We start from the raw sequence: 24,725 nt of genomic DNA, 5'->3' as shown, positions 1-24,725 counted from the left end.
CGGGCCGGCGCCGAGGCCCTTTAGCCTCAGCGCCGCGTCAGCCGGACGACCGGGATGTCCCGCTCGGTGCCCGCCTGGTACTCCCCGTAGCGCGGGAACAGCTCCACCAACCCCGGCCAGACCCGCGCCTTCTCCTCGGCCGGGAGCGTCGCCGCGACGGCCCCGAACCGCTCGGTGTTCACGCGGAGCTCGATCTCCGGGGTGGACTGGAGGTTCAGGTACCACAGCGGCGGGCGGTCCGAGCCGCCGTTGGACGCAACGATCAGATAGTCCTCGCCGTCCCGCCCGTACATCAGCACCGTGCGCCGCACCGTCCCGCTGCGCCGGCCGACGTAGTCCATCAGCAGGCAGGGCACACCCAGCTGGGTGGTGCCCTTCGTGCCGCCGGAGGACTCGTAGAGCTCAGCCTGCCGGGCGACCCAGTCGGCGGGGCTCAGCGCGACCTCCGCGTCGCCGTCCTGCTCGGCCGTCATGGTTTCTCCTTCTCTCGTGCCGTCCCGTACGGGCTGCGCCCCCATCCTGGCATCCAGCCGAGCCGCACCCGGGATTCGTACACCTGGACAGCCCTCCCACCGCACGGGGGAACGCGGACCGGGAACCCGCCCGGGAAGGCGTATAAAGGGTCTTTCCGGAGCAGCCGGCGTCCCCGATGGCCCCTCCCCCCACCTCCCCTCACAACGCGGCCGGCGTCACCGCGTCACCGAGCCCAGGAGAGCCGAATGAGCACTTCGGAAGAGATCAGCACGCTGCTGGTGACGAAATTCGGAACCGACCCCGGGGCCATCCGCCCCGAAGTGCCGCTGCACCGACTGCGGCTGGACTCCCTCGCGCTGGAGGAGCTGCGGCTGCTCATCGAGGACCGGCTGGACGTGGACCTGGAGGACGTGGCGCTCACCTCGCGCGACACCGTCGGCCGCCTCGTCGAGGCCGTCCACGGGAAGGTCTCCGCGTGAGCGCGGCCACCGGCCGGCCCTACCGGCGGGCGCCGCTCGCCCCGTTCGCCGCCGCCGTCACCGGCGTCGGTCTGGTCACCGCCGCCGGTACCGGAGCGGACGCCGCCTGGCACGGTGTCACCGAGGGCCTCGTGCCGTCCGCCGGCCCCCGGCCCGAACTGGACGGCCTGCCCTGCGACTTCTTCTACTCCGTCACCGACTGCGACCCGGGAGCGATCCTCGGGGTGGCCGCCCAGCGGCTGATGGACCGGTTCGCCCAGCTCGCCGTCGTCGCCGCCCGCGAGGCCGTCGCCGACGCCGGACTCGACCCGGCCCTCTGGGACAGCGGCCGCGTCGGCATCGTCATCGGCTCCGCCCACGGCGGGCTGCCCTTCTACGACGAGCAGCACGCCGCGCTCACCGGCCGCGGGCCCCGCCGGGTCTCACCGAAGCTCGCCCCGCTCAGCGTCGTCAACGGCGCGGCCAGCAGCGTCAGCCTCGACCTCGGCGTCCACGGGCCCAGCCAGGCTGTCTCCACCGCCTGCTCCTCCGGCACCGTCGCCATCGGCACCGCCCACCAGATGCTCCGCTCCGGGGCCTGCGACATCGTCATCGCGGGCGGCGCGGAATCCACCTGCACCCGCCTCCTCATCGCCAGCGCCTGCAGTCTCAAGGCCGTCTCCACCCGCCGCGAGGACCCCACGAGCGCCTGCCGCCCCTTCGACACCCACCGCGACGGCTTCGTCGTCGGCGAGGGCGCCGGGCTGATCGTCCTGGAACACCCGGACCACGCCCGCGCCCGGGGCGCCGCCGTCCGCGCCCATGTGAGCGGCTACGGGGCCTCCAGCGACGCCCACTCCGCCGTCGCCCCCGACCCCGAGGGCCTCGGCATCGAACGCGCCCTGCGCACCGCGCTCGCCGACGCCGGCCTCTCCCCGGCCGACGTCGGGCACGTCAACGCGCACGGCACCTCGACGCTCTCCAACGACCTGATCGAGGCGACGATGCTGCACCGGGTCCTCGGCGAGAGCCCCCTGGTGACCTCCACCAAGGCGATGACCGGCCACACCCTCGGCGCGGCGGGCGGCATCGAGACCGCGCTCACCGTGCTCGCCCTCCAGCGGCAACTGGTGCCGCCCACCGTCAACCTGGACGCACCCGACCCGCAGATCCCGATCGACGTGGTGGCCAAGGAAGCCCGCGGCGCCTCCTTCGACTGCGCCGTGAAGACCTCGCTCGGCTTCGGCGGCCACAACGCGGCACTCGTCCTCACCAGGGCCTGAGAAGGGAACGCAGGAGCACATGCCCGAGGAGATCATCCGGACCCTGTCGGTCGACGGAGTGCGCTACAGCTACCGCGTCCTGCCGGGCACGCACCCCGGCGAGCCCCCGGCCACCGAACCGACGCTCATTCTCGGCGGCGCGCTCCAGGGCATGTTCGGCTGGCCCCAGATGGACGACCACCTGGGTCCGGCGACCGACGTGGTCACCGCCGACCTGCCCGGCATGGGCAGCGCCGACCCGCTCCCGCCCGGCCCCAGCGCCGAGCTGCTGCGCCGGGCCGTACTCGGCATCGCCGACGACATCGGCGCGCCCCGGCTGAACATCTTCGGCTTCTCCTACGGCACCGCCATCGCCTTCGGCTTCGCCCGCCGCCATCGGGAGCGGGTGGCACGCCTGGCCCTCGGCGGCGTCCCGGTCCACATCGACGCGGTCCAGGTCGCCTCCTGGGAGCGGGCCCGGCAGCAGCTGGCGGCCGGGGACCGCGAGGGATTCGCCGCGACGGCGGCCGACGCGCTGATGTGCCTCGACCCCGAACGGCACGTACACCGAAGGGAGTTGGCCCGCCGCTATGTGCGGCGCTCCTTTCTGCACGCGCTCACCCACTCGCCGCACGCGACGGACTCGCTGTACCGGGCGCTGACCGACCGGCCCGACTTCTCCGGCGGTCTCACCGGCGTACCGGCGCTGGTCTTCGCCGGCGAGCACGACACGGTGACGCCGCCCGCGCGGCAGCGGGAGTTCGCCGCGACGATCGAGGGCAGCCGGTTCCTGACGATCGGGGAGTCCGACCACTGGGTGGTCCTGGAGCGGGCCGACGAAGTGGCCGCGCTGGTCTCCCGGTTCTTCACCGGGCGGGAGCCGGTGGCCGACGAGGCCGCTGCCGTCACCCTGCCGCGCCAGGCGGGCGCCCCGGCCGGGCGGACCTGAGCGGGGCCCCGGCGGGGCGGACCCGTGATCCGGTCCGCCCCGCCGGGTCAGTGCCTCGGTACCTCAGTGCCAGAAGCCGCCGACCTTGATCCGCACCACCTGCGGGTCGTGGTCGCTCGCCTGGTCGGCGAACTCGGCGTTGATGTGCACCACGTCGTAGTCGGGGCGCCGGATGCCGGGGCTCGTCAGGATGTGGTCCAGCGTCTGCGAGTTGCCGTCGAAGACATAGCTGTACCGCTCCGACGAGGGGAGCGTCGTGATCAGCGGCTTGAGCGCCCTGCCCTTGGTCAGCTCCTTCATCGTCGGGGAGAACTCGAAGTCGTTGAAGTCCCCGAGCGCGACGACCTTGGCGGACCTGTCCGCCTTCAGCAGCGCGGCGACGAAGGTGTTGACCTCGGCGGCCTGCTGGATCCGCTTCGTCTCCGAGGAGCGCGTCGGCTGCTGGTAGCGGCCGTGCAGCGGCTGGTCGCCGCCCTTGGACGCGAAGTGGTTGCCGATGACGAAGACCGGCTTGCCGCGGAAGACGAACTCGCCCACCAGCGGCTTGCGGCTGTCCGCCCACGCCGGGCTCGCCGGGTTGATCCGGCCCGGCGACGCGGAGAGCTCGACGCCCTTCCAGGTGTCGACGGCCCGCACCGGCGTGGTGGCGTCGCCGCCCGCACGGTCGGTGAAGGAGACCCGCTCCGGGTTGAAGAGGAGGACGTTGCGGATGTTGCCGCCGGGCTCGCCGCCGTCCTTGTTGTTCTCGGGGGCGATGTAGCGCCAGGCGTAGCGCGGCCCGCCCTGCGCGACGATCGCGTCGGCGAACCGCTTCAGCGTCGCCTCGGAACCCGTCGTGCCGTCGTTCACCGCACCGTTGTCGTCCTGGATCTCCTCCAGGGAGACGATGTCGGGCGAGGACAGGTTGACCGCGACGCCTTCGGCCAGGGTGTCGAACTTCGCCTGGTCGTCGCCCGCGTCGAGGTTCTCGACGTTGTACGTGGCGACCGCCAGCTCGTCCTTCTTCTGCTTGCGGGTCACCTCGCGCCGCAGCTTCCGGTCGACGACCGTGCCCAGCTCGGTGGCCTGCACGTTGTAGCCGCCGTAGCTCGCGTAGTCGAGCACGCCGGTGGTGCGGCCCTTCAGCACGTCCCCGACGTTCGCCGTCGGCACCGGCCGCGCCGGGTCCAGCGACATCACCTTGAGCCGCCCGGTGTTCTGGTCCTCGTACGAGGCGTAGAGCGTGCCGCCGCGCCGGGTCGGGTTCTCCCTCGGCTTCACGGTCACCCAGATCTCGTCGTACGCGGTCGTCGCCCCGGTCACGCGGGTGTCGGCGAACTCCACCCGGGAGCCCTCCAGCGCCTCGTACAGGTCCAGGGCGTACCGGGACGGGTCCAGGGGCAGCGCGTCGATCGCCCCGCCGTCCGCCGAGGGCACGTAACGGCCGGGCACCGAACGGGCGTCGAGGACGACCGGGGCGGGCAGCGCGTTGCCGGCGGACAGGACGGTGGTGCGGGGCGCGGTGATCTGGGTGAGGGACTGGGTGCCGGTGCCCGGGTAGTACTCGGCCACCTTGCCGCTGACCAGGACCGCGTCGCCGACCTTCACGGCCGGTGCGGTGGATCCGGTGTAGACGAACAGGCCCTCGCCGGTGCGCGGGTCGCCGTCGGGGGCCGTGTCCTGGATCCAGAAGCCCCGCGAGCCACTGGCCCGCACTCCGGTGACGACGCCCGGGACGCCGCTCACCGCCTTGCCGTCGAGCGGGGAGACCCGGGTGGTGCCCTGGATGTCGTGGATCCGTACGTCGCCGGGCTCGGTGGGGCCGGGCTCCTCCGGCTCCTGCCCGCCGCCGGACGTCTCGCCCTTGGCGTTGACCGGCGTCGGGGCGCCCGCGGCGAGGTCGGCCGCGTTGTCGTCGGTGTCGGCGAGCGAGGCGGCCCGCGCGACGGACGCGGTGGCCGACGCGCCCGGGACCGGGCCGCCGCCCTCCCGGACGACCGCGGAACCGTAACCGACCAGGTCGACGATCCGGGTGTCCGCCGCACAGTCCGCCGCCGACTTGCAGGTGAGCGGGGCCGTCCCGGAGACCAGGGCGACGGTGCCGCTCCCCGCCGCCATGGCGACCGTGCCGGTGGCGTCGGCGGTGGGCAGCGCGACGGTACCGCCGGTGCCCGCGGCCTGGGCGACCAGGTAGCGGCCGCGGGGCGCGATCGCCCCGGACAGCTCGGAGACCTGCCACTGCGAGCCGGCCGACGGGCTGCCCGGCAGGTACTGGACGCTGAGGCCGCCGACCTCGAAGGGCCCGGAGCCGGCGTTGGCCAGCTCGACGAAGTCCCGGGTCAGCGTCGCGCCGGAGTTGCCCCCGCCGCCGTACACCTCGGAGATAACGGCGGTGGTCGACGGGGCCGCCTGGGCGGCGGGCAGGGCGGTCACCGCGAGAGCGGCGGCGACGGCGCCGGTCAGCAGAACGGAACCGGATCTGTGTATCTGCACGGGAGGTGCCCCCAACTGAACTGAGTAGTAGGGGCAAAAACTATGCGCGTAGAACAGGCATGACAAGGCGTCGGAGGTTAATTCCGGGCGTATCCCGGGTGAGCACCACGAACTGGCGCCCGGTGCGGTCCCGGGGAGGACCGCACCGGGCGGGTCATGAGGGTGTGCGTCCCGTCCGGACGGCGGGGGTCACTGGCGGATGCGGTCGCGGATCCAGACCCCGGCCTCCTTGAGGACCCCGGTCCCCGTCCAGTTGGTCCCGTTGCAGGTGCCGGTCTTGAAGACGGCCCCGGAACGGTGGTCGTCGGAGTAGTTCCAGTTGGTCCACGAGATCTTCTTGCGCTTCATCAGGTCGAGGTAGCGCTGCGACATGGCGAAGTCGTTGGCGCCCTCGCCCGCGTAGTTCTGCGTGCCGAACTCGGTGACGAACACGGGCAGTTTGTCGGAGGCCCGGTCGAGCGCGCTCAGATACTCCTCGCGGTGCGAGGCCGCGTAGAAGTGGAAGGTGTACATGATGTTCGAGGCGCGGACGGGGTTGTTCACGACCTCCGACTCGTTGGAGCCCTCGGAAACGCCGAAGGAGGACCAGGCGCGCGTCCCGACCAGGACCACCGCGTCGGGGTCCTGGGCCCGGATCACCGGGATGATCTGCTCGGCGTACGACTTGATGCCCGACCAGCTCACCCCCGAGGGCTCGTTGGCGATCTCGTAGAGCACACCCGGGTGGTTCTTGTACTTCTTCGCCATCGCCGTGAAGAAGGTCTTCGCCCGCGCCAGGTTCGCGTTCGGGTCGCCCGGGGAGAGCATGTGCCAGTCGATGACCGCGTACATGCCGCGTGCGTGCGCCGCGTCGACGAACTTCTGCGCCCGGTCGGTGAATCCGGCCGGGTCGGTCTCGTACCCGCCCTCCTGTACGTAGGTGGAGACGCGCAGCACGTCGGCGCGCCAGTCCTGGGCCAGGGCGTTGAGCGATCCGTCCGTGACGCACTGGGCGTACCACTGGGTGCCGTGCGTGCTCATTCCGTTGAGGGCGACCGCCTGGCCGGAGTCGTTGCAGAGCTGACGGCCGCAGACGGAGAGCTGTCCGTTGGCGGCGAGCGGGGTGGCGGCGGTGGGGGATACGGGGGCCGGGGCGGCTCCCGCCCGGACGGGGGCCATCAGTGCGGTGACGACACCGAGCGCGGACGCGGCGAGCAGGGCCTTGCGGGCCATTCTGCGGCGACCGGCCGGGACGGCGGTGCCGGTGGGGGGAGTGGTGCGCTGGTGCATGGTGGTGCTCCCTTCGGAGGGGGTGGGAGGCGCCATGTCGGCAGGACTGAAAGTAAAGCTTCCTTTCAATTGCCGTCAACAGTGTTGGGAAACTTTCCTGTCTATTAACGCGCGTGGCGGAAGGGCCTGTTGGGGCCCTTCCGCCACGCGCCCGTCCTTGTGCGCCGGTATGTCGGTATCCCGCCCGGCCCTCCCCGGGGCGCTCAGCCCTGTGGCAGCGGGTAGACCGCCAGCGAGAACGAGTGGCCCGCCGGGTCCCCGTACACCCTCACGTCCCGGGGGCCGCTGTTGCTGTCGCCGGTGTCGACGGGCCGGGCCCCCAGCCCGATCGCCTCCCGCTCGGCCTCGTCGATGTTCTCGGGGCCGACCAGGATCCGCAGATGCGCCTGCTGCGAGTCCTCCGGGCGCGGCCAGCTCGGCGGGGCGTAGCCGTGGTCGCGGCGGATCGCCAGCCGGACGCCGTCGTTGCCGACGATCTCGACGAAATCGGGGTCGGAGCCGATCCGTATCTCCGCGTCGAGCAGAGCGGCGTAGAACTCGGCCAGCTCGATGGGTTCTGCGCAGTCAAGGACGAGGACACTCGTTTTCTCCACAGTCATGCGGGAACCAGTACCCCCACCGGGCGCTGCCACGCCGCCACGGGCCCGTCCGGGAATCCGGAATCCGGGCCACCGGCGCGGACGCGTCCCGGGTGAGGAAACACCCCAGGCGACCTAAGGTGCGAACCATGGCACGGAGCGCGGCGCATCCCGGACCGGCCGGGGGCGACGCCGCCCCGGACGGACCCGACCCCCGGCGTTGGCGGGCCCTGGCCGTCTGCCTGGTGGCGGGCTTCATGACCCTGCTGGACGTCTCCATCGTCAACGTGGCCCTCCCCTCGATCCGGGAGGGCCTGAACACCCCCGAGTCCGACCTCCAATGGGTGCTCTCCGGCTACGCCCTCGCCTTCGGGCTCTTCCTCATCCCCGCCGGGCGCCTGGGCGACGCGCGGGGCCGGCGGGCGGTCTTCATGGCGGGGCTCGCCCTCTTCACCCTGGCCTCCGCCGCCTGCGGGGCCGCCCAGTCCAGCCTGTGGCTGGTGGTCGCCCGCCTGGTGCAGGGCATCGCGGGCGGTCTGATCTCCCCGCAGATCTCCGCCCTGATCCAGCAGATGTTCTCCGGGCGCGAGCGCGGACGGGCCTTCGGCATGTTCGGCACCGTCGTCGGCATCTCCACGGCCGTGGGTCCGCTGCTCGGCGGCCTGCTCATCGAGGCCGCCGGACCGGACCACGGCTGGCGCTGGGTCTTCTACGTCAACCTCCCGCTCGGCGCCGTCTGTCTCCTGCTCGCCCACCGGCTGCTCCCGGACACCCCGTCGGCCGGCCGGGTGAGGCCACGCGATCTGGACCCGGTGGGCGTCGCCCTGCTCGGAGCCGGGGTGCTCGCGCTGCTGTTGCCGTTCGTCCAGGCCCAGCAGTGGCCCGGCAACGGCAAGTGGCTGCTGCTCCTCCTGGCCGGGGCCCTGCTCGCCGCGTTCGTGGTCTGGGAGTCGCGGTGCACGGGCGGACGCACCCACCCGGTCCTGGACCTGTCGCTGTTCCGGCTGCGCTCCTACTGGCTGGGCTGCCTGCTGATCCTGCTCTACTTCGCCGGCTTCACCTCGATCTTCTTCGTCACGACCCTCTACCTCCAGTCCGGCCTGGGGTACTCCGCCCTCCTGGCGGGGCTCGCCATCACCCCCTTCGCCCTCGGCTCCGGCGTCGCCGCGTTCATCGGCGGCCGGCTCGTCGGGCGCTTCGGCCGCCCCCTCGTGGTGGCGGGCCTGGCCATGGTCGCCCTCGGCCTCGCCGGCACCGCCCTCGCCGTCCACCTGGTCCCCGGCAACGGCGCGGGCTGGGCGATGGCCGCCCCGCTGCTCCTCGCCGGTCTCGGCAGCGGCCTGGTCATCGCCCCGAACCAGACCCTGACCCTCGCGGAGGTGCCGGTGCACCGGGCCGGCAGCGCCGGGGGCACCCTCCAGACCGGCCAGCGGGTCGGCTCCGCGATCGGGATCGCCGCCGTCGGCGCGGTGTTCTTCGCCCAGGTCGGCCCGGACGGCTGGGCCGACGCCTACGACCACGGACTCGTCGTCTCCGTCGCCTTCGTACTGGCCGCCCTGATCGTGGCGCTGGCCGACGTCGGCGCCGACCGACGGGCCGGACGACGCACAGCACCCACTTCGAGCGACGCATCGAGGAGCGCGGTATGAACGACACGACAGCGGACAGCGCCGGGAGCGACGGCAACACCTCCTACGGCCACAAGCCCTTCAAGCGGTCCCGGAGCCACTTCGCCGACCGGATCACCGCCGACGGACGCGACGGTTGGCCCGTGGAGCCGGGCCGCTACCGGCTCGCCGTCAGCCGCGCCTGCCCCTGGGCGAGCCGCGCGCTGGTCTCCCGGCGGCTCCTCGGCCTGGAGGACGCGCTGTCGCTCGCCGTCGCCGACCCGATCCAGGACGACCGCAGCTGGCGCTTCACCCTCGACCCGGGCGGCAAGGACCCGGTCCTAGGCATCCGCTATCTGAGCGAGGCCTACGACGCCCGGGAGCGCGGCTATCCCGGAGGTGTCAGCGTGCCCGCGATCGTGGACGTACCGAGCGGGCAGCTGGTCACCAACGACTACCAGCGGATCACCCTCGACCTCGCCACCGAATGGACCGCCCTGCACCGGCCCGGCGCCCCCGACCTCTACCCAGAACCGTTGCGCGACGAGATCGACGAGGTCATGGAAGGCATCTACCGGGACGTCAACAACGGCGTGTACCGCGCGGGGTTCGCCAGCTCCCAGGAGGAGTACGAGGAGGCGTACGCCGCCCTGTTCCGCCGCCTCGACCTGGTCTCCGCCCGCCTCGCGGACAGCCGCTACCTGGTCGGCGACACCATCACCGAGGCCGACATCCGGCTCTTCACCACCCTGGTCCGCTTCGACGCCGTCTACCACGGCCACTTCAAGTGCAACCGGAACAAGCTGACCGAGGACCCCGTCCTGTGGGGTTACGTCCGCGACCTCTACCAGACGCCCGGGTTCGGCGACACGGTCGACTTCGACCACATCAAGCGGCACTACTACCAGGTGCACACGGGCATCAACCCCACCGGCATCGTCCCCGTCGGCCCCGACCTCTCCGGCTGGACCGCTCCGCACCACCGCGAACAGCTCGGCGGTCGTCCGTTCGGCGACGGCACACCCCCGGGCCCCGTGCCCCCGGGCGAGCGGGTCACCCCCGTGACCGCCGCCTGACCAGGGCGTTCACCGAGGCGCGGACGGCGCGGGCGGCGGCGGCGGTGCGAGCGTGCCCGCCGCCAGCGGTGTCCGGGCCAGCCGCACGCACCCCGCGGCGATCAGGGCCAGCGCCGCCAGCTCGGGCAGCAGCCACCAGCCGGTCCGCAACTCCTCGCCGAACAACACCACCCCGTACAGGATGCTGATCAGCGCGTCCCCCAGGGTCAGCATCGGCTGCACGGCCACCAGACTGCCCGCCTGAAGGGCGTTCTGGAGCAGGAACAGCGCGCCCACCCCGGCCGCCGCCGTCGCGTACAGCTGCCAGGACGCCAGCAGCGCCGGAGCGCCGCCGTCGTCGAGGTTCGCCATCGCGTCCTTCATCAGAGCGGCCGTCAGCGCGTAGCCGCACGCGGCGGCCAGCCCCAGCAGGGCAGCCCGCGGGTTGCCGCGCGTCCGCAGCGCCGCGCCGATCAGCCCCGCCTCGAACAGCCCCGTCAGCACCAGCGCCGGGACCCACGCCGCGTCCCGCACCGTGTCGCTGCCCCCGACCGGCGCGGCGGACGCCATGCCGAGCGCGAGGCCGACCGTGACGGCCGCGACGCCGAACCAAACGGCCCGGTCCCCCCGGACCCGCATCACGAACCCGGCGATCAGCAGCGTCGCCGGAAGCTCGATCACGAAGATCGGCTGGACCACCGCGATCGGCCCGGTGGCCAGGGCGACCGCCTGGCAGACGGCCGCCACGATCACCAGCCCGATCCCCGCAAGCCACACCTTCTGCCGCAGCAGCTGACCGATCAGGGAGAGCCGCATCGCCTCGCTGTCGGGCACCCGCATCGCCGCCCGGCGCTGGAGCACCGAGGCGGCACCGTTGCTGAGCGCGGTGAGGACGGCGAACAGGACACTGATCACCGGTTCATCATGGAGCCGACAACGGCCGGGGCGCTCGGCGCACGGGTCCGGTGGGCGTAACGCGCGCCCGCCACCCCTAGGTCGTGTCCGCAAGCCCCGGTACCGTGCGGACCATGGCAGCGAAGACGCACCGCACCGCCGCACAGCCCACCGTCCTGACCGCGCGGGCGCTGAACCGGGCGACCCTGGACCGACAGCTCCTGCTGCGCCGGTCGGCGATGTCCGCGAAGGACGCGGTCGCCCACCTCCTCGGGCTCCAGGCCCAGAACACCAAGCCCCCGTACTTCCAGCTGTACGCCCGGCTCGCGGACTTCGACCCCGAAGAGCTGTCCGCCCTGATGGAGTCCCGCGAGGTGGTCCGGATCGTCACCCTCCGCTCCACCCTCCACACCCATACGGCGGACGACGCGCTCACCCTGCGCCCCCTGGTGCAGGCGGCGCGCGAGCGGGAGCTGAAGACCTTCCGGCACGGGCTGGAAGGAGTGGACCTGGACCGGCTCGCCGCGGTGGCCGAGGAGTTGGTCGTGGAGCGCCCGCGTCCGGTGAAGGAGCTGCGGGAGGAGCTCCTCGTCCGCTGGCCGGACGCCGACCCCCTCGCGCTCACGGTCGCGGCCCGCTGTCTGCTGCCCCTGGTCCAGGTCACCCCGCGTGGACTGTGGGGGCGCGGTGGACAGGTCGCCCTGACCACCGTGGAGCACTGGCTGGGCCGGCCCGCCGAACCGGTGCCCGCACCCGACGCCACCGTGCTGCGCTACCTGGGCGCGTTCGGCCCCGCCTCGGTGATGGACTTCCAGTCATGGGCGGGACTCACCCGTACGAAGGAGGTCTTCGAACGGCTCAGGCCCCGGCTGCTCACCTTCCGGGACGAGAGGGGCGTCGAGCTCTTCGACCTCCCCGACGCCCCGCGCCCCGACCCCGACACCCCGGCCCCGCCGCGCTTCCTGCCCGAGTTCGACAACCTCCTCCTCGGCCACGCCGACCGCGGCCGGGTGATCGCCGCGGTGAACAAGGGGCGCAACGGGGTGGGCAACCAGGCGTACGGGTCCGTGCTGATCGACGGGTTCTTCGACGCGGTCTGGCGCGTCGCACACGAGGGGGACACCGCGATCCTGACCGTCCAGCCGCTGCGGAGCCTTCTCCGCGCCGAACGCGCGGAGATCACCGAGGAGGCGGCGCGGATGCTGACCGTGATGACGGACGCGACGGACCACGACGTCCGGTTCGGCATGTTCCTGGACTACGGGGACTGAGACCCCCGCGGCCCGCAGGTCAGGGCAGCAGCCCCGCCCGGCGGGCCGCCACCACGGCCTCCAGCCGCGTGTGCGCCCCCAACTTCCGCATCGCGGACCGCAGATACCCCTTCACCGTCTCCGGCCGCAGCCCCAGCCGCTCGGCGGCCGCCGCGTTCGTCGCGCCCGCCGCCACACACGCCACCACGTCCACCTCGCGCGGCGCGAGGCGGACCTCCCGGGCCGCGGGCACCTTGGCCCCCGCCGCCGAGGCCAGCCGCCCGCAGACGTCCAGCAACTCGTCGCGCAGGGCCGGGTCCAGGACTCTCGGGACCAGTGCGCGCAGTTCGCGGTGGGCCTCGCGCACGTCCTCCCAGGCGCCGGGCGCCGTGTCCGGATCGGTCACCTGCTCCCGGCCCGCCGCCAGCAACCGCCGCACCTCGTCCCGCACCGCGAGCGACTGCTCCACGTCACGGGCCGCCGCCACCATCGCGTCGAACGTCCGGTCGCCCAGCGTGACCGGCGTGCGCAGCGCCCCGTACAGCACGCCCCGCACCGCACGCCGTACGACGACGGGGACCGCGACGACCGAGCGCAGCCCCTCCGCCGCCACCGCCGCGTCGTACTCGTGGCTGATGTGGCGCGAAGAGGCGTAGTCCGTCACCGCACAGGGCCGGGACAGCGCGATGGCCTTACCGCCCAGACCGCTCCCGGCGGAGATGACCAGCCCCCGCAGCGCACTGGTCTGCGCCCCGTTGAGCTCGGCGATCCGCGCATGGCGCGCGTCGGACAGCAGGCCGCCGAACACCACGGGAAGCCCGCTCGTGCGGCGCAGCCTCAACAGCGCGGCCTGCATCTCGACCGCGTCGACCGGTTCCGGCACTCCGACGTCCTCCCACCCGGCCCGTGCCGCTCTCCCCCGCACGGGGGAGCGGACCACCCCCGTCCGGGGGTGGTGAGACCTGGGTCACTGTTTACATGATGTTAGGCGACCGGTCCGTAATGAGGAGGGCACATGTCGGCAACCAGCGCTACCGAGACGTTCCGGGCCGCCCGGGACTTCCTGCTGGAGCACCGCGAGGACTACGAGCGGGCCTACGCGGGCTTCCGCTGGCCCCGGGCGGACCACTTCAACTGGGCCCTCGACTGGTTCGACGTCATCGCCGAGAACAACGAACGCACCGCCCTGCACATCGTGGAGGAGGACGGCCGGCGCACCGAGGTCTCCTTCGCGGCGATGTCCGAACGCTCCGACCGGGCCGCCAACTGGCTACAGGGACAGGGCGTACGGGCGGGCGACCGCGTCCTCGTGATGCTCGGCAACCAGGTCGAGCTGTGGGAGACCGCCCTCGCCGCGATGAAGCTGCGCGCCGTCGTCATCCCCGCCACCCCGCTCCTCGGCCCCGCCGACCTGCGCGACCGGGTGGAGCGCGGCCGGGTGCGTCATGTGCTGGTGCGGGACGCGGACACCGCTAAGTTCGACGAGGTCCCCGGGGACTACACCCGGATCGCGGTGGGCGAGGAGGTGGCGGGCTGGCTGCCGTACGCGGGGGTGGCAGAGGCGTCCGCCGTCTTCACACCGGGCCGGGAGACGGACGCGGACGAGCCGCTGATGCTCTACTTCACCTCCGGCACCACCGCCAGCCCCAAGCTGGTGGAGCACACCCATGTGTCCTACCCCGTGGGCCACTTGTCGACGATGTACTGGATCGGCCTCAGGCCCGGCGACGTCCATCTGAACATCTCCTCGCCCGGCTGGGCCAAGCACGCCTGGTCCAACCTCTTCGCCCCGTGGACCGCCGAGGCCACCGTCTTCATCTTCAACTACACCCGCTTCGACGCGGGCCGCCTGATGGCCGAGATGGACCGCTCGCGCATCACGAGCTTCTGCGCCCCGCCGACCGTCTGGCGCATGCTCATCCAGGCCGACCTGAGCCAGTTGAAGACCCCGCCGCGCGAGGTCGTCGCGGCCGGTGAACCGCTGAACCCGGAGGTCATCGAGACGGTCCGGCGGGAGTGGGGCGTCACCATCCGCGACGGGTTCGGTCAGACGGAGACCGCCGTCCAGGTCGCCAACACCCCCGGCCAGCTCCTCAAGACCGGCTCCATGGGCCGGCCGAGCCCCGGCTTCACCGTCGAACTGCTCGACCCGGTCACCGGTCAGCCCGGGGCGGCCGAGGGCGAGATCTCCCTCGACCTGGCCGACCACCCCGTCGGCCTGATGACCGGCTACCACGGCGACCCGGACCGCACCGCCGAGGCGATGGCGGGCGGCTACTACCGCACCGGGGACATCGGCGCACGTGACGAAGACGGCTACATCACCTATGTGGGGCGCGCCGACGACGTGTTCAAGGCCTCCGACTACAAGATCTCCCCGTTCGAGCTGGAGAGCGCCCTGCTGGAGCACGAAGCGGTCGCCGAGGCCGCCGTCGTGCCCGCCCCCGACCCGCTCCGCCTCGCCGTCCCGAAGGCGTACGTCGTGCTCGCGGAGGGGTGGGAGCCGGGACCGGACACCGCGAAGGTCCTCTTCGAGCACTCCCGGGCGGTCCTCGCCCCGTACAAACGCGTCCGCAGGCTGGAGTTCGCGGAGCTGCCCAAGACCGTGTCGGGCAAGATCCGCCGCATCGAGCTGCGTGAACGCACCGCCCTGGGCTCCGGCGCCGAGTTCGACGAGGGGGATCTCGCGTGAGCACCCTGTCCTACGCGCACGGTGTCGGTGACACCGCGCTGCTCGGCGACACCATCGGCCGCAACCTCGACCGGACCGCCGCGGCCCACGGCGACCGGGAGGCGCTGGTCGACGTGGCCTCGGGCCGACGCTGGACGTACACCGCATTCGTCGCGGACGTCGACGCGCTGGCCCGCGCGCTGATGGCGTCGGGGGTGGCGAAGGGCGACCGGGTCGGCATCTGGGCGGTCAACTGCCCGGAGTGGGTGCTCGTCCAGTACGCCACGGCCCGGATCGGGGCCGTCATGGTCACGATCAACCCCGCCTACCGCGCGCACGAGGTGGAGTTCGTCCTCAAGCAGGCCGGCATCTCCCTGCTGGTCGCCTCCCTCTCCCACCGCACCAGCGACTACCGCGCCCTCGTCGAACAGGTCCGCTCCGCCTGCCCCGACCTGCGCGCCGTCCACTACATCGGCGACCCGTCCTGGGACGAGCTGACGGCGGCCGCGCCCGCCGTCACCCGGGAGCAACTGGCCGCCCGCGAGGCCGAGTTGTCCTGCGACGACCCGATCAACATCCAGTACACCTCGGGCACCACGGGTTTCCCCAAGGGGGCGACGCTCTCCCACCACAACATCCTCAACAACGGGTATTTCGTCGGGGAGACGATCGCGTACACGGAGGCCGACCGGGTCTGCCTGCCGGTGCCCTTCTATCACTGTTTCGGCATGGTGATGGGGAATCTCGCCAGCACCTCGCACGGCGCCTGCATCGTGATCCCGGGGCCGTCCTTCGAGCCCGCAGCCGTGCTGACCGCCGTCCAGCAGGAGCGCTGCACCTCGCTGTACGGCGTGCCCACCATGTTCATCGCCGAGCTGAACCTGCCGGACTTCGCCGGGTACGACCTCTCCTCGCTGCGCACCGGGATCATGGCCGGTTCCCCCTGTCCGGCCGAGGTGATGAAGCGGGTCGTCGCCGAGATGCACATGGCCGAGGTGTCCATCTGCTACGGGATGACGGAGACGTCCCCGGTCTCCACCCAGACCCGCCGCGACGACGACCTGGATCGTCGCACCGGCACGGTGGGCCGCGCGCTGCCGCACATCGAGGTCAAGGTCGTCGATCCGGTCACCGGCGTCACGCTGCCGCGCGGCACCGCGGGCGAGCTGCGCACCCGCGGCTACAGCGTGATGCTCGGCTACTGGGACCAGCCCGACCGCACCGCCGAAGTCGTCGACGCCGGGCGGTGGATGCACACGGGGGACCTCGCGGTGATGCGCGAGGACGGATACGTCCAGGTCGTCGGCCGGATCAAGGACATGATCATCCGGGGCGGCGAGAACGTGTACCCACGGGAGATCGAGGAGTTCCTGTACGGCCATCCGAAGGTCGCCGACGTTCAGGTGGTCGGGGTGCCGGACGAGCGCTACGGCGAGGAGATCCTGGCCTGTGTCATCCCCCGGGACCCTGCCGACCCGCCCACCCTGGAGGAGATCTCCGCGTACTGCCGGGAGCGGCTCGCGCACTACAAGATCCCGCGCAGGCTGCGGATCCTGGAGACCTTTCCGATGACGGTGAGCGGAAAGGTCCGCAAGATCGAACTGCGCGAGGCATACGCGGACTGAGTATCCGCTTTCGATCCTGGTGCGCGGTGCCGGCCCCATGGCAAGGGGTGGGCCGCAGCAGCCATGGCCAGGCCAGGACCACAGCTGTCAGCTGCGGTCCAGGACCGAGGACGGCATGTTCTGTTCCGCCCAGACCACCTTGCCGGTGACCGTGCGGGACGAACCCCAGCGGCGGCACAGCATGTTGATGAGCTGAAGGCCCCGTCCGCCTTCGTCGCTGAGGTCCGCGTGCTGGATCTGGGGCAGGTCGGGGCCGGTGTCCGACACCTCCACGACGAGGCGTTCCCCGCGCAGCAGCCGCAGCTCGCCGGGGCCGTTCCCGTAGCGCAGTGCGTTGCCGACCAGTTCGGAGACGACGAGCTCGGAGACGTCGGCCAGTTCCTCGAGCCCCCATGCGGCGAGCTGGCCGGTGACGAGTCCACGGGCGACCGAGGCGGCCCGGCCGTCCTGCGGCAGCTCCCACACCCGCAGGTCCCCGGCCGGGAGTGCGGCGCTCGTGGTGACGAGGAGCACCGCCTCGTCGAACCGGGCGGCGGCGGCCGGGGCGCGCTCCACCAGACCGCCCTTCTCCAGCGACCCGGGCGGCAGGCTCAGCGCCGCCGTACGCAGCCGGTCCAACTGGGCGTCCACGTCCTCGTCCCGGGACTTGATCAGGCCGTCCGTGTACATGACCAAGTGGGCGCCGTCCGGGACGCGCAGCCGCAGGGGGTCGTACGGGATCACGCCCGCCCCCAGCGGCGCGCCGGTCGGCACCGGGACGAAATCGGCGGCGCCCTGCCCGTCGAGGAGCAGCGGCGGCAGGTGCCCGGCGCTCGCCAACGTGTAGGAGGAGTCGGCGGGGTCGTAGACCGCGCACAAGCAGGTGGAGACCTGCTCGTCCTCCAGGTCGCGGGTGGCCAGGTCGAGCCGCGCGAGGATCCGCTCGGGGGCCATGTCCAGGGTCATCAGCGTGCGGGCCACCGTCCGCAGGCGCCCCATGGTGGCGGCAGCGGGCAGTCCGTGCCCCATCACGTCGCCCACCATCAGGGCCGTCCGTCCGCCGGGCAGGGCCATCACGTCGTACCAGTCCCCGCCCACGCCGTGATGCGCCGCCGCGGGCGCGTACTCGGAGTGCACCCGCAGGCCCGGCGTCCCCGGGGTGACGCGCGGCAGCAGGGAACGCTGCAACGAGACGACGTGCTCGCGCTCCCGCCCGTACAGACGCGCGTTGTCGATGAAGATCGCCGCCTTGGAGGCGAGCTGCTCCGCCAGCGCCAGGTCGGTGGTGGAGAACGGCGGAGTTCCGCGGCCGCGCACGAAGTCGGCGCTGCCGAGCAGCAGCCCACGGGCGATCAGGGGCACGGCCAGGTAGCTGTGCACGCCTGCGGCACGCAACTGCGCGGCGGCGCTCGCGGTCGGCGCGACGTGGATGAAGTCGTCGTCGCGCATCCTGCTCAGCAGCACCGGCTTGCCCTGCCGGAGGACGTACCGGTGGAGCAGCGTCTCGTGCGGCTCGTTGGCGTGCACGAAGAGCTCGCCCACCGGGGTCGGTTCCAGGTTGGAGAGCTCCTCGATGGCGCACAGCGCCGTGGCCCGCATCTGCGGGATACCGGGTTCGGTCTTCCGGGAGCCCTCGTCGCCCCGCAGGACGCTCTCGAGGATGTCGACGGCCGCCCCGTCGGCGAAACGGGGCACAGTGAACTCGGCGAGTTCTTGTGCGGTGCGCTCCAGGTCCAGGGTCGTGCCGATGCGGGAGCTGGCGGAATTCAGCCAGGCGAGACGGCTGCGCGTGGTGAACCGGTCCGGCGGCAGGACGCCTCTGCTCCGGCGGAACCGCACGTTCGCGCCGGCTGAGCGTTGCCCGGCGGAGCGCCGGCCGGGCAGGCGCCGTCCACCACTGCCGGCGTTCACTCTTCCGCCTCCGAACAGGACTCGACGCCTCTTGGTGCCCAGTGTGCACCGGAAACGGCCGCGGCACCTCCGGATACCCCTGATGCGGCTCACCTGTGCGGGGACTGTACCCCGGCGCCCGCTCCTGGCCCTACTGGTCCGGCTTCCGGATTCGACTTCCTCGAAGAGGTGATGAGCGTTGGCGACCGACCGCTGCGGTCACGACCTGTCCAACGGCACACCAGAGACGGCCACGCATCCGGACCGTGCCGTGGAGGGCCTGCCCTTCTTCTTCCCCGCGGAGGCCGGGGCGGAAGAAGACCACTCGCCCGGGATGCGGAGCGGGGCGGGGGCGGGTCAGGCGGCTTCGATGATGTCGGGACCGCCCCGGGTCGCCGCCGCCCACTCGATGAGCAGCACTTCGTACGTCGCCGCCTCCACCTCGGACCAGTCCTGTCCGGAGGCGTCGACGAGGGCGCGGATGGCCTCGTTGGCGTGCTCGGCGGCGGGCGCGGGGCGGTCTGCGGGGAGGGGGCTGTCCGGGAGTAAAGCCATGCGCACAGCTTACGTGCCACCACTGACAGCCACGGCTTCCGACGTGTCCGGGGCCCCCGAGGCGTCCGGCATACGCGGAATCTTCACGGTCCCCGTGGCGCCCGACGGCCGGGCGACGGAGGTCAGTTCGCGCCGCATGCAGACCCGGGGCCAGCGGTCCAGGCCGTGCTGGGCCTCCTCGGCGCGGATCGCGCGCAGCCCGTCGGTGAGTTCGCGCTCCGTCAGGACGCGGAAGCCGATACGGGCGTAGTACGGGGCGTTCCACGGCACATCGGTGAAGGTGGTCAGGGTGAGTGCCGCCATGCCCCGGGCCGCGGCCAGGGCGGCGAGGTGGGCGATCAGGTCCCGGCCGATGCCCCGGCGGGCGGCGGCGGGGTCGACCGAGACCTGCTCGATGTGCAGGGCGTCGTCGACGGGGTCGGCGAGCACATAGCCGAGCGGCCGGTCGCCGGTGGCGGCGAGGGGGTCGGAGGCCACCCAGCAGCGGCCTGCCAGCCGGTAGTTCTCCAGCAGGTCGAGCGGGGGCGGATCGTCGTCGGCCACGAAGGCCATGCCCAGGTCCCGGAACGGTTCCCCTGCGGCGCGCTCGATCTCCTGGAGCAGCGGGAGATCCGAGCGTCTGGCGGAGCGGATACGCATGTACTCAGTGTGCCGCGCCGGACGGCGGACCGGTATGCGGTGGCCGGATATGGATGTCCGGCCGACGCCACCCGGGCACGCGTTCCCCGGAGTCGCACCCCCGGGGCCCTCCCGTTCGGCACCGCTCAGGCGCCCGTGCTCACCAGCTCGTCCGCGGGGCCGTTCACCGGCTGCGGGGTCCCGGTGAGGTCCATGACGAAGAGCGGGAGGCCGACGCCGTCCGCGCGGGCCCGGGCGTCGGCCGCGTATCCCGCGAGGGAGAAGAACACCCCGGTCGCCGACGCGCCCAGCGCGTTGAGCCAGAGGGTCTCGACCGCGCGCAGCGTCGTCGGCCGGGTGCTGGAGTCGACCCGCGCGATCAGCCCGTCGGCCCGCAGGTCGATGCCGGAGGCCGGGCCCGCCCCGGGCCGGCCGACGTCGAGATAGCCCAGCCAGGTCAGATAGAGACCGGCCGCGCTCACCGCGTCGTGGCCCGTGCGGATCGTCATCGGCCGGAAGGACGGACGCGGGTGCGCGGCGGTGCGCGGGAGGGGGATGTGGGCGGGGGAGACCGGCGGGGCCGGGGCCGGCGCGGCGGCCACGGGGTGCACCGGTATGCGCAGGACGGTCCCGCACGGACAGCACAGCTCGGGCTGGGGCCACTGGTTCTCCCGGGCGCAGGACGCGCAGCGGACGGTGACCCACGTGTCGTTCCAGCTGCGGTGGGTGACCAGGACCGCCGGGGCGCCCCGCAGCAACGGCGGTGCGGTGGGCGTCCCGCACGGGCAGGGGTAGGCCGGTGTGCTGTAGGCGTGGTCCCGGCTGCAGACAGGGCACCGTACCGGCACGGACTCCACGATCGTCTCCCTCCGGCACGGACGGCGCGGCCGACTGCGCTCCGTGCCTCCCTCGTCACGCCATCGTCCACCAGGAGCGAGGCTCTGGGGAGGGGGTTGGCGGACTTCATGGGGGCGGGCGGCCGTCCGCGCCCTTGACGGGGGTCGCCCCACGTTTTAGATTGCTTCCGTATAGCAGAACTGAATTTCCGTAATACGGAATTGGTGCTCTCAGGTGGCGCGACAGAGCCCGACTCCACCAATCCCGAGCAGGAGCACTCAATGCCTCGTATGACCGCTGCCCGAGCGGCAGTTGAGATCCTCAAGCGCGAAGGCGTCAGCAACGCGTTCGGTGTGCCGGGTGCGGCGATCAACCCCTTCTACGCGGCCCTCAAGGCCTCCGGCGGGGTGCAGCACACACTGGCCCGGCACGTCGAGGGCGCCTCCCACATGGCCGAGGGCTACACCCGGGCCAAGGCCGGCAACATCGGCGTCTGCATCGGCACGTCGGGCCCGGCGGGCACCGACATGATCACCGGTCTGTACTCCGCCATCGCCGACTCCATCCCGATCCTGTGCATCACCGGCCAGGCCCCGACCGCCGTGCTGCACAAGGAGGACTTCCAGGCCGTCGACATCGCGTCGATCGCCAAGCCGGTCACCAAGGCGGCGACGACCGTCCTGGAGGCCGCGCAGGTCCCCGGCGTCTTCCAGCAGGCCTTCCACCTGATGCGCACCGGCCGGCCCGGCCCGGTCCTCATCGACCTGCCGATCGACGTCCAGCTCACCGAGATCGAGTTCGACCCCGAGCTGTACGAACCCCTCCCGGTCCACAAGCCCGCGGCCTCCCGCAAGCAGATCGAGCGGGCGATCCAGATGCTGAACGCCTCGGAGCGCCCGGTGCTCGTCGCGGGCGGCGGCATCATCAACGCCGACGCCTGCGAACTCCTGGTGGAGTTCGCCGAGCTGACCGGCGTTCCGGTCATTCCGACCCTGATGGGCTGGGGCATCCTCCCCGACGACCACGAGCTGAACGCCGGCATGGTGGGCCTCCAGACCTCGCACCGCTACGGCAACGCGAACTTCCTGGAGTCCGACTTCGTCCTCGGCATCGGCAACCGCTGGGCCAACCGCCACACCGGCAAGCTGGACGTCTACACCCAGGGCCGCACCTTCGTCCACGTGGACATCGAGCCCACCCAGCTCGGCAAGATCTTCGCCCCGGACCTCGGCATCGCCTCCGACGCCAAGGCCGCGCTGACGCTCTTCGTCGAGGTGGCGCGCGATCTGAAGGCCGCGGGCGAGCTGAAGGACCGCTCGGCGTGGGCCGCGTCCACGCAGGAGCGCAAGGCGACCCTCCAGCGCCGGACCCACTTCGACAACGTGCCGCTCAAGCCGCAGCGCGTGTACGAGGAGATGAACCGGGCGTTCGGCCCCGAGACCCGTTACGTCACCACGATCGGGCTCTCCCAGATCGCCGGCGCGCAGATGCTGCACGTCTACAAGCCGCGCCACTGGATCAACTGCGGCCAGGCGGGCCCCCTCGGCTGGACGATCCCGGCCGCGCTGGGCGTCGCCACCGCGGACCCGGAGGGCACGGTCGTCGCGCTCTCCGGCGACTACGACTTCCAGTTCATGCTGGAGGAGCTGGCCGTCGGCGCGCAGCACCGCATCCCGTACGTCCACGTCCTGGTGAACAACTCCTATCTGGGGCTCATCCGCCAGGCGCAGCGCAACTTCGACATCGACTTCCAGGTCAACCTGGAGTTCGAGAACCTCAACTCCCCGGAGCTGGGCGTCTACGGCGTGGACCACGTCAAGGTCGTCGAGGGACTCGGCTGCAAGGCGATCCGGGTCACCGAGCCGGACCAGCTGCTGCCGGCCTTCGAGGAGGCGAAGAAGCTCGCCGCGGAGTTCCGGGTGCCGGTGGTCGTCGAGGCGATCCTGGAGCGGGTCACGAACATCGCGATGAGCGGCAGTGACATCGCGTCGGTCAACGAGTTCGAGGACATCGCGACGGACGCGTCCCACGCGCCCACCGCGATCCGCCCCCTGACGGCGTCCTGACCCACCCGCCACGGCCGACAGGCCCCCGCCCCGGGTTCCTTCCCGGGGCGGGGGCCTGTGTCGCTGTGTGCGGGCCCCTTCCGCCCCGCCGAAAGACGTCCTCAATCGCCGGACGGGCTGGATACGCACCATCCCAACGCGTCCGGCAATCCCAGCCCGTCCGGCGTTTGAGGACGGAAGCCTCGCGGAGGAGGGGCCGAACTCCGTAGGCAGGGTTCAGGGGGTGTCCCTCACGCAGGGAGCGGCCTGCTCCGGAGCCACGGTTCCGTCCTCAAACGCCGGACGGGCTGGGAGGTGCGGGCCCACCCAGGCCATGGTTCCGTCCTCAAGCGCCGGACGGGCTTGCAAGTGCGGGCCCACCCGGGCCGGCGGCGGGCTGGGAGGTGTGGCCCGCACACGTGAAAGGGCGCGGAGTACGGGACCGTATCCGTACTCCGCGCCCTCGTTCAGGGAGCGACAGAGGTGTCGCCGGGTGACAGGGACCGCGGCGGCGGCGATCGGCCCGGGGAGGGCGTCTCCTTCAGGTCAGGAGACGGTCCCCGGGTCCTTCACCACCGCACTGGCATCGCTCGACCGCCGCGGCCTCGTCGTCCCGCCCGTGCCGCGCGGCACCCCTCATCCGGGTGCGCGGTACGGGCAGGGGCTTTGTAAAGGGCTCAGTCCTCGCGCAGGGCGCGGACGGCCTCCTCGACGCGCTTGCCGTAGTCGGTGTCGGCGGCGTGGAAGTGGGCGAGGTTCTTCTCGATCACGTCGTCACGGGTGACCTGCGAGAGGCCTCCGGCGATGTTCGCGATCAGGCGGCCCTTCTCGTCCTCCGACATGAGCCGGAAGAGTTCGCCCGCCTGGAAGAAGTCGTCGTCCTTGGTGTGCGCGGGCGCCTCGTGCGTGCCCGTCCAGCCGTGGATCGCCAGCGGGGCGGCGAGCGCCGCGTCGGTCTGCGCCGGACCGGCGTACGAGTTGGGCTCGTAGTTCTTGTCGTGGCGCGAGCCGTTGCGGGTCGCGTGGACGCCGTCACGGCCGTAGTTGTCGACGACGGCGGTGCGCGGCGCGTTCACCGGCAGGTGGGTGTGGTTGACGCCCAGGCGGTAGCGGTGCGCGTCCGCGTAGGCGAACAGCCGGCCCTGGAGCATCTTGTCCGGGGACGGGCCGATGCCGGGCACGAAGTTGTTCGGGGAGAACGCGGCCTGCTCGACCTCGGCGAAGACGTTGTCCGGGTTGCGGTCCAGGACCAGGCGGCCGACCCGCTGGAGCGGGTAGTCGCTGTGCGGCCACACCTTGGTGAGGTCGAACGGGTTGAACCGGTAGTCGGCGGCGTCAGCGGCCGGCATCACCTGGACGTGGAGCGTCCAGGAGGGGTTGACGCCGCGCTCGATGGCCTGGAGCAGGTCCGTCTGGTGCGAGTTGGCGTCCTTGCCGACGAGCTCGGCGGCCTGGTCGGCGGAGAGGGACCGCACACCCTGGTTCGTCTTGAAGTGGTACTTGACGAAGAAGGCCTCGCCCTCGGCGTTCGTCCACTGGTAGGTGTGCGAGCCGAAGCCGTTCATGTGGCGGTACGAGGCGGGGATGCCGCGGTCACCCATCAGCCAGGTGATCTGGTGCGTGGCCTCGGGGGAGTTGCCCCAGAAGTCCCAGACGTTGTCCGGCTCCTGCTTGCCCGTGAACGGGTCGCGCTTCTGCGAGTGGATGAAGTCGGGGAACTTGATCGGGTCCTTGATGAAGAACACCGGGGTGTTGTTCCCGACCAGGTCGTAATTGCCCTCGTCCGTGTAGAACTTGAGGGCGAAGCCGCGCGGGTCGCGGACCGCGTCCGCGCCGCCGAGCGAGTCGGCGACGGTCGAGAAGCGGATGAACGTCTCGGTGCGCTTGCCCACCGCTGAGAGGAAGTCGGCGCGGGTGAAGCCCGTGACGTCGTCGGTCACCTCGAAGTAGCCGTACGCGCCGGAACCGCGGGCGTGCACCACGCGCTCCGGGATGCGCTCACGGTTGAAGCGGGCGAGCTTCTCCAGGAGGTGCTGGTCCTGGAGGAGGATCGGTCCACCGACACCGGCGGTGGCGGAGTTCTGGTTGTCGGCGACCGGGGCGCCTGACTCGGTCGTGAGCACACGCTTAGCCATGTGGCGGGATGACCTTTCGTACGAGCTGCTGACGGCTTGAGGAGCGTAGATTCGCCGCGGAGCAACGTCAACAGTTTGTTGAAATCGAAGTGTGTGGTTCCG

At 72.0% G+C, this 24,725-nt stretch carries 20 protein-coding genes; 9 read left to right on the top strand and 11 right to left on the bottom strand.

Features of this window, described 5'->3' with window-relative positions; genetic code table 11:
* Positions 1-26: 26 nt before the first annotated feature.
* On the bottom strand, positions 27-473 hold the full coding sequence (locus ACIQRW_RS07205) for a nitroreductase family deazaflavin-dependent oxidoreductase (protein WP_403755654.1): 447 nt from the start codon (positions 471-473) through the stop codon (positions 27-29).
* Positions 474-719: 246 nt separating this feature from the next.
* Here ACIQRW_RS07205 and ACIQRW_RS07200 point away from each other — a divergent pair, with 246 nt between their 5' ends.
* From ACIQRW_RS07200 to ACIQRW_RS07190, 3 genes are read left to right on the top strand one after another with little or no spacing between them, the layout of a single operon-like run.
* The gene (locus ACIQRW_RS07200) at positions 720-953 is read left to right on the top strand and encodes an acyl carrier protein (RefSeq protein ID WP_403755651.1); all 234 of its coding nucleotides are present in this window, start codon (positions 720-722) and stop codon (positions 951-953) included.
* Positions 950-2,215: a beta-ketoacyl-[acyl-carrier-protein] synthase family protein gene (locus tag ACIQRW_RS07195; RefSeq protein ID WP_403755648.1), complete on the top strand. Its 1,266-nt coding sequence runs from the start codon at positions 950-952 to the stop codon at positions 2,213-2,215. The genes ACIQRW_RS07200 and ACIQRW_RS07195 overlap by 4 nt, the downstream gene beginning before the upstream one ends.
* A gap of 19 nt (positions 2,216-2,234) precedes the next feature.
* Complete coding sequence (locus tag ACIQRW_RS07190) at positions 2,235-3,143, top strand: alpha/beta fold hydrolase (RefSeq protein WP_403755645.1); 909 nt, start codon at positions 2,235-2,237, stop codon at positions 3,141-3,143.
* Positions 3,144-3,206: 63 nt separating this feature from the next.
* Here ACIQRW_RS07190 and ACIQRW_RS07185 read toward each other — a convergent pair whose 3' ends face one another.
* The 3 genes from ACIQRW_RS07185 to ACIQRW_RS07175 form a co-directional block, all read right to left on the bottom strand.
* Positions 3,207-5,615: an endonuclease/exonuclease/phosphatase family protein gene (locus ACIQRW_RS07185; protein ID WP_403755642.1), complete on the bottom strand. Its 2,409-nt coding sequence runs from the start codon at positions 5,613-5,615 to the stop codon at positions 3,207-3,209.
* 189 nt (positions 5,616-5,804) lie between these two features.
* The gene (locus tag ACIQRW_RS07180) at positions 5,805-6,884 is read right to left on the bottom strand and encodes a glycoside hydrolase family 5 protein (RefSeq protein WP_403755639.1); all 1,080 of its coding nucleotides are present in this window, start codon (positions 6,882-6,884) and stop codon (positions 5,805-5,807) included.
* A gap of 203 nt (positions 6,885-7,087) precedes the next feature.
* Positions 7,088-7,483: a VOC family protein gene (locus tag ACIQRW_RS07175; protein ID WP_403755637.1), complete on the bottom strand. Its 396-nt coding sequence runs from the start codon at positions 7,481-7,483 to the stop codon at positions 7,088-7,090.
* A 128-nt stretch (positions 7,484-7,611) separates the two neighbouring features.
* On the opposite strand from ACIQRW_RS07175, the gene ACIQRW_RS07170 reads away from it, so the two are divergent.
* Both ACIQRW_RS07170 and ACIQRW_RS07165 read left to right on the top strand, forming a co-directional pair.
* Positions 7,612-9,111: an MFS transporter gene (locus ACIQRW_RS07170; protein ID WP_403755634.1), complete on the top strand. Its 1,500-nt coding sequence runs from the start codon at positions 7,612-7,614 to the stop codon at positions 9,109-9,111.
* Entirely contained in the window at positions 9,108-10,145 is a 1,038-nt protein-coding gene (locus ACIQRW_RS07165) for a glutathione S-transferase family protein (RefSeq protein ID WP_403755632.1), read from the top strand. The genes ACIQRW_RS07170 and ACIQRW_RS07165 overlap by 4 nt, the downstream gene beginning before the upstream one ends.
* A gap of 9 nt (positions 10,146-10,154) precedes the next feature.
* On the opposite strand, the gene ACIQRW_RS07160 is transcribed toward ACIQRW_RS07165, so the two are convergent.
* Entirely contained in the window at positions 10,155-11,039 is an 885-nt protein-coding gene (locus tag ACIQRW_RS07160) for a DMT family transporter (RefSeq protein WP_403755629.1), read from the bottom strand.
* Between the two features lie 113 nt (positions 11,040-11,152).
* Between ACIQRW_RS07160 and ACIQRW_RS07155 the strand changes: the two genes are divergently transcribed.
* Entirely contained in the window at positions 11,153-12,289 is a 1,137-nt protein-coding gene (locus ACIQRW_RS07155; RefSeq protein WP_403755627.1) for a winged helix DNA-binding domain-containing protein, read from the top strand.
* Between the two features lie 19 nt (positions 12,290-12,308).
* On the opposite strand, the gene ACIQRW_RS07150 is transcribed toward ACIQRW_RS07155, so the two are convergent.
* The gene (locus ACIQRW_RS07150; RefSeq protein WP_215111584.1) at positions 12,309-13,151 is read right to left on the bottom strand and encodes a response regulator transcription factor; all 843 of its coding nucleotides are present in this window, start codon (positions 13,149-13,151) and stop codon (positions 12,309-12,311) included.
* A gap of 132 nt (positions 13,152-13,283) precedes the next feature.
* Between ACIQRW_RS07150 and ACIQRW_RS07145 the strand changes: the two genes are divergently transcribed.
* Together ACIQRW_RS07145 and ACIQRW_RS07140 are read left to right on the top strand one after the other, a co-directional pair.
* Positions 13,284-14,960: an AMP-binding protein gene (locus ACIQRW_RS07145; protein WP_403755624.1), complete on the top strand. Its 1,677-nt coding sequence runs from the start codon at positions 13,284-13,286 to the stop codon at positions 14,958-14,960.
* Positions 14,957-16,564, top strand: a complete 1,608-nt coding sequence (locus tag ACIQRW_RS07140; protein WP_403755621.1) for an AMP-binding protein — start codon at positions 14,957-14,959, stop codon at positions 16,562-16,564. The genes ACIQRW_RS07145 and ACIQRW_RS07140 overlap by 4 nt, the downstream gene beginning before the upstream one ends.
* Positions 16,565-16,651: 87 nt before the next feature.
* Here ACIQRW_RS07140 and ACIQRW_RS07135 read toward each other — a convergent pair whose 3' ends face one another.
* The 4 genes from ACIQRW_RS07135 to ACIQRW_RS07120 all read right to left on the bottom strand — a co-directional run bounded on the left by ACIQRW_RS07135 (position 16,652) and on the right by ACIQRW_RS07120 (position 20,463).
* Positions 16,652-18,454 (bottom strand): SpoIIE family protein phosphatase, encoded by a 1,803-nt coding sequence (locus ACIQRW_RS07135; protein ID WP_403755618.1) that lies wholly within the window; start codon positions 18,452-18,454, stop codon positions 16,652-16,654.
* A gap of 336 nt (positions 18,455-18,790) precedes the next feature.
* Complete coding sequence (locus ACIQRW_RS07130; RefSeq protein ID WP_359761591.1) at positions 18,791-18,988, bottom strand: hypothetical protein; 198 nt, start codon at positions 18,986-18,988, stop codon at positions 18,791-18,793.
* 9 nt (positions 18,989-18,997) lie between these two features.
* Positions 18,998-19,627: a GNAT family N-acetyltransferase gene (locus tag ACIQRW_RS07125; RefSeq protein ID WP_403755615.1), complete on the bottom strand. Its 630-nt coding sequence runs from the start codon at positions 19,625-19,627 to the stop codon at positions 18,998-19,000.
* 125 nt (positions 19,628-19,752) lie between these two features.
* A complete protein-coding gene (locus ACIQRW_RS07120; protein WP_403755612.1) occupies positions 19,753-20,463 on the bottom strand; it encodes a hypothetical protein in 711 nt (236 codons plus the stop codon).
* Positions 20,464-20,724: 261 nt separating this feature from the next.
* Between ACIQRW_RS07120 and gcl the strand changes: the two genes are divergently transcribed.
* Positions 20,725-22,509 (top strand): glyoxylate carboligase, encoded by a 1,785-nt coding sequence (gene gcl / locus ACIQRW_RS07115; protein WP_403755609.1) that lies wholly within the window; start codon positions 20,725-20,727, stop codon positions 22,507-22,509.
* 656 nt (positions 22,510-23,165) lie between these two features.
* Here the strand turns inward: gcl and ACIQRW_RS07110 are convergent.
* Positions 23,166-24,623: a catalase gene (locus ACIQRW_RS07110; RefSeq protein ID WP_403755607.1), complete on the bottom strand. Its 1,458-nt coding sequence runs from the start codon at positions 24,621-24,623 to the stop codon at positions 23,166-23,168.
* Between the last annotated feature and the right edge of the window lie 102 nt (positions 24,624-24,725).

Origin of the sequence: Streptomyces sp. NPDC091287, from assembly GCF_044768525.1 — a bacterium.
Classification (GTDB): domain Bacteria; phylum Actinomycetota; class Actinomycetes; order Streptomycetales; family Streptomycetaceae; genus Streptomyces.
This window is presented reverse-complemented; position numbering and strand designations above follow the sequence as displayed.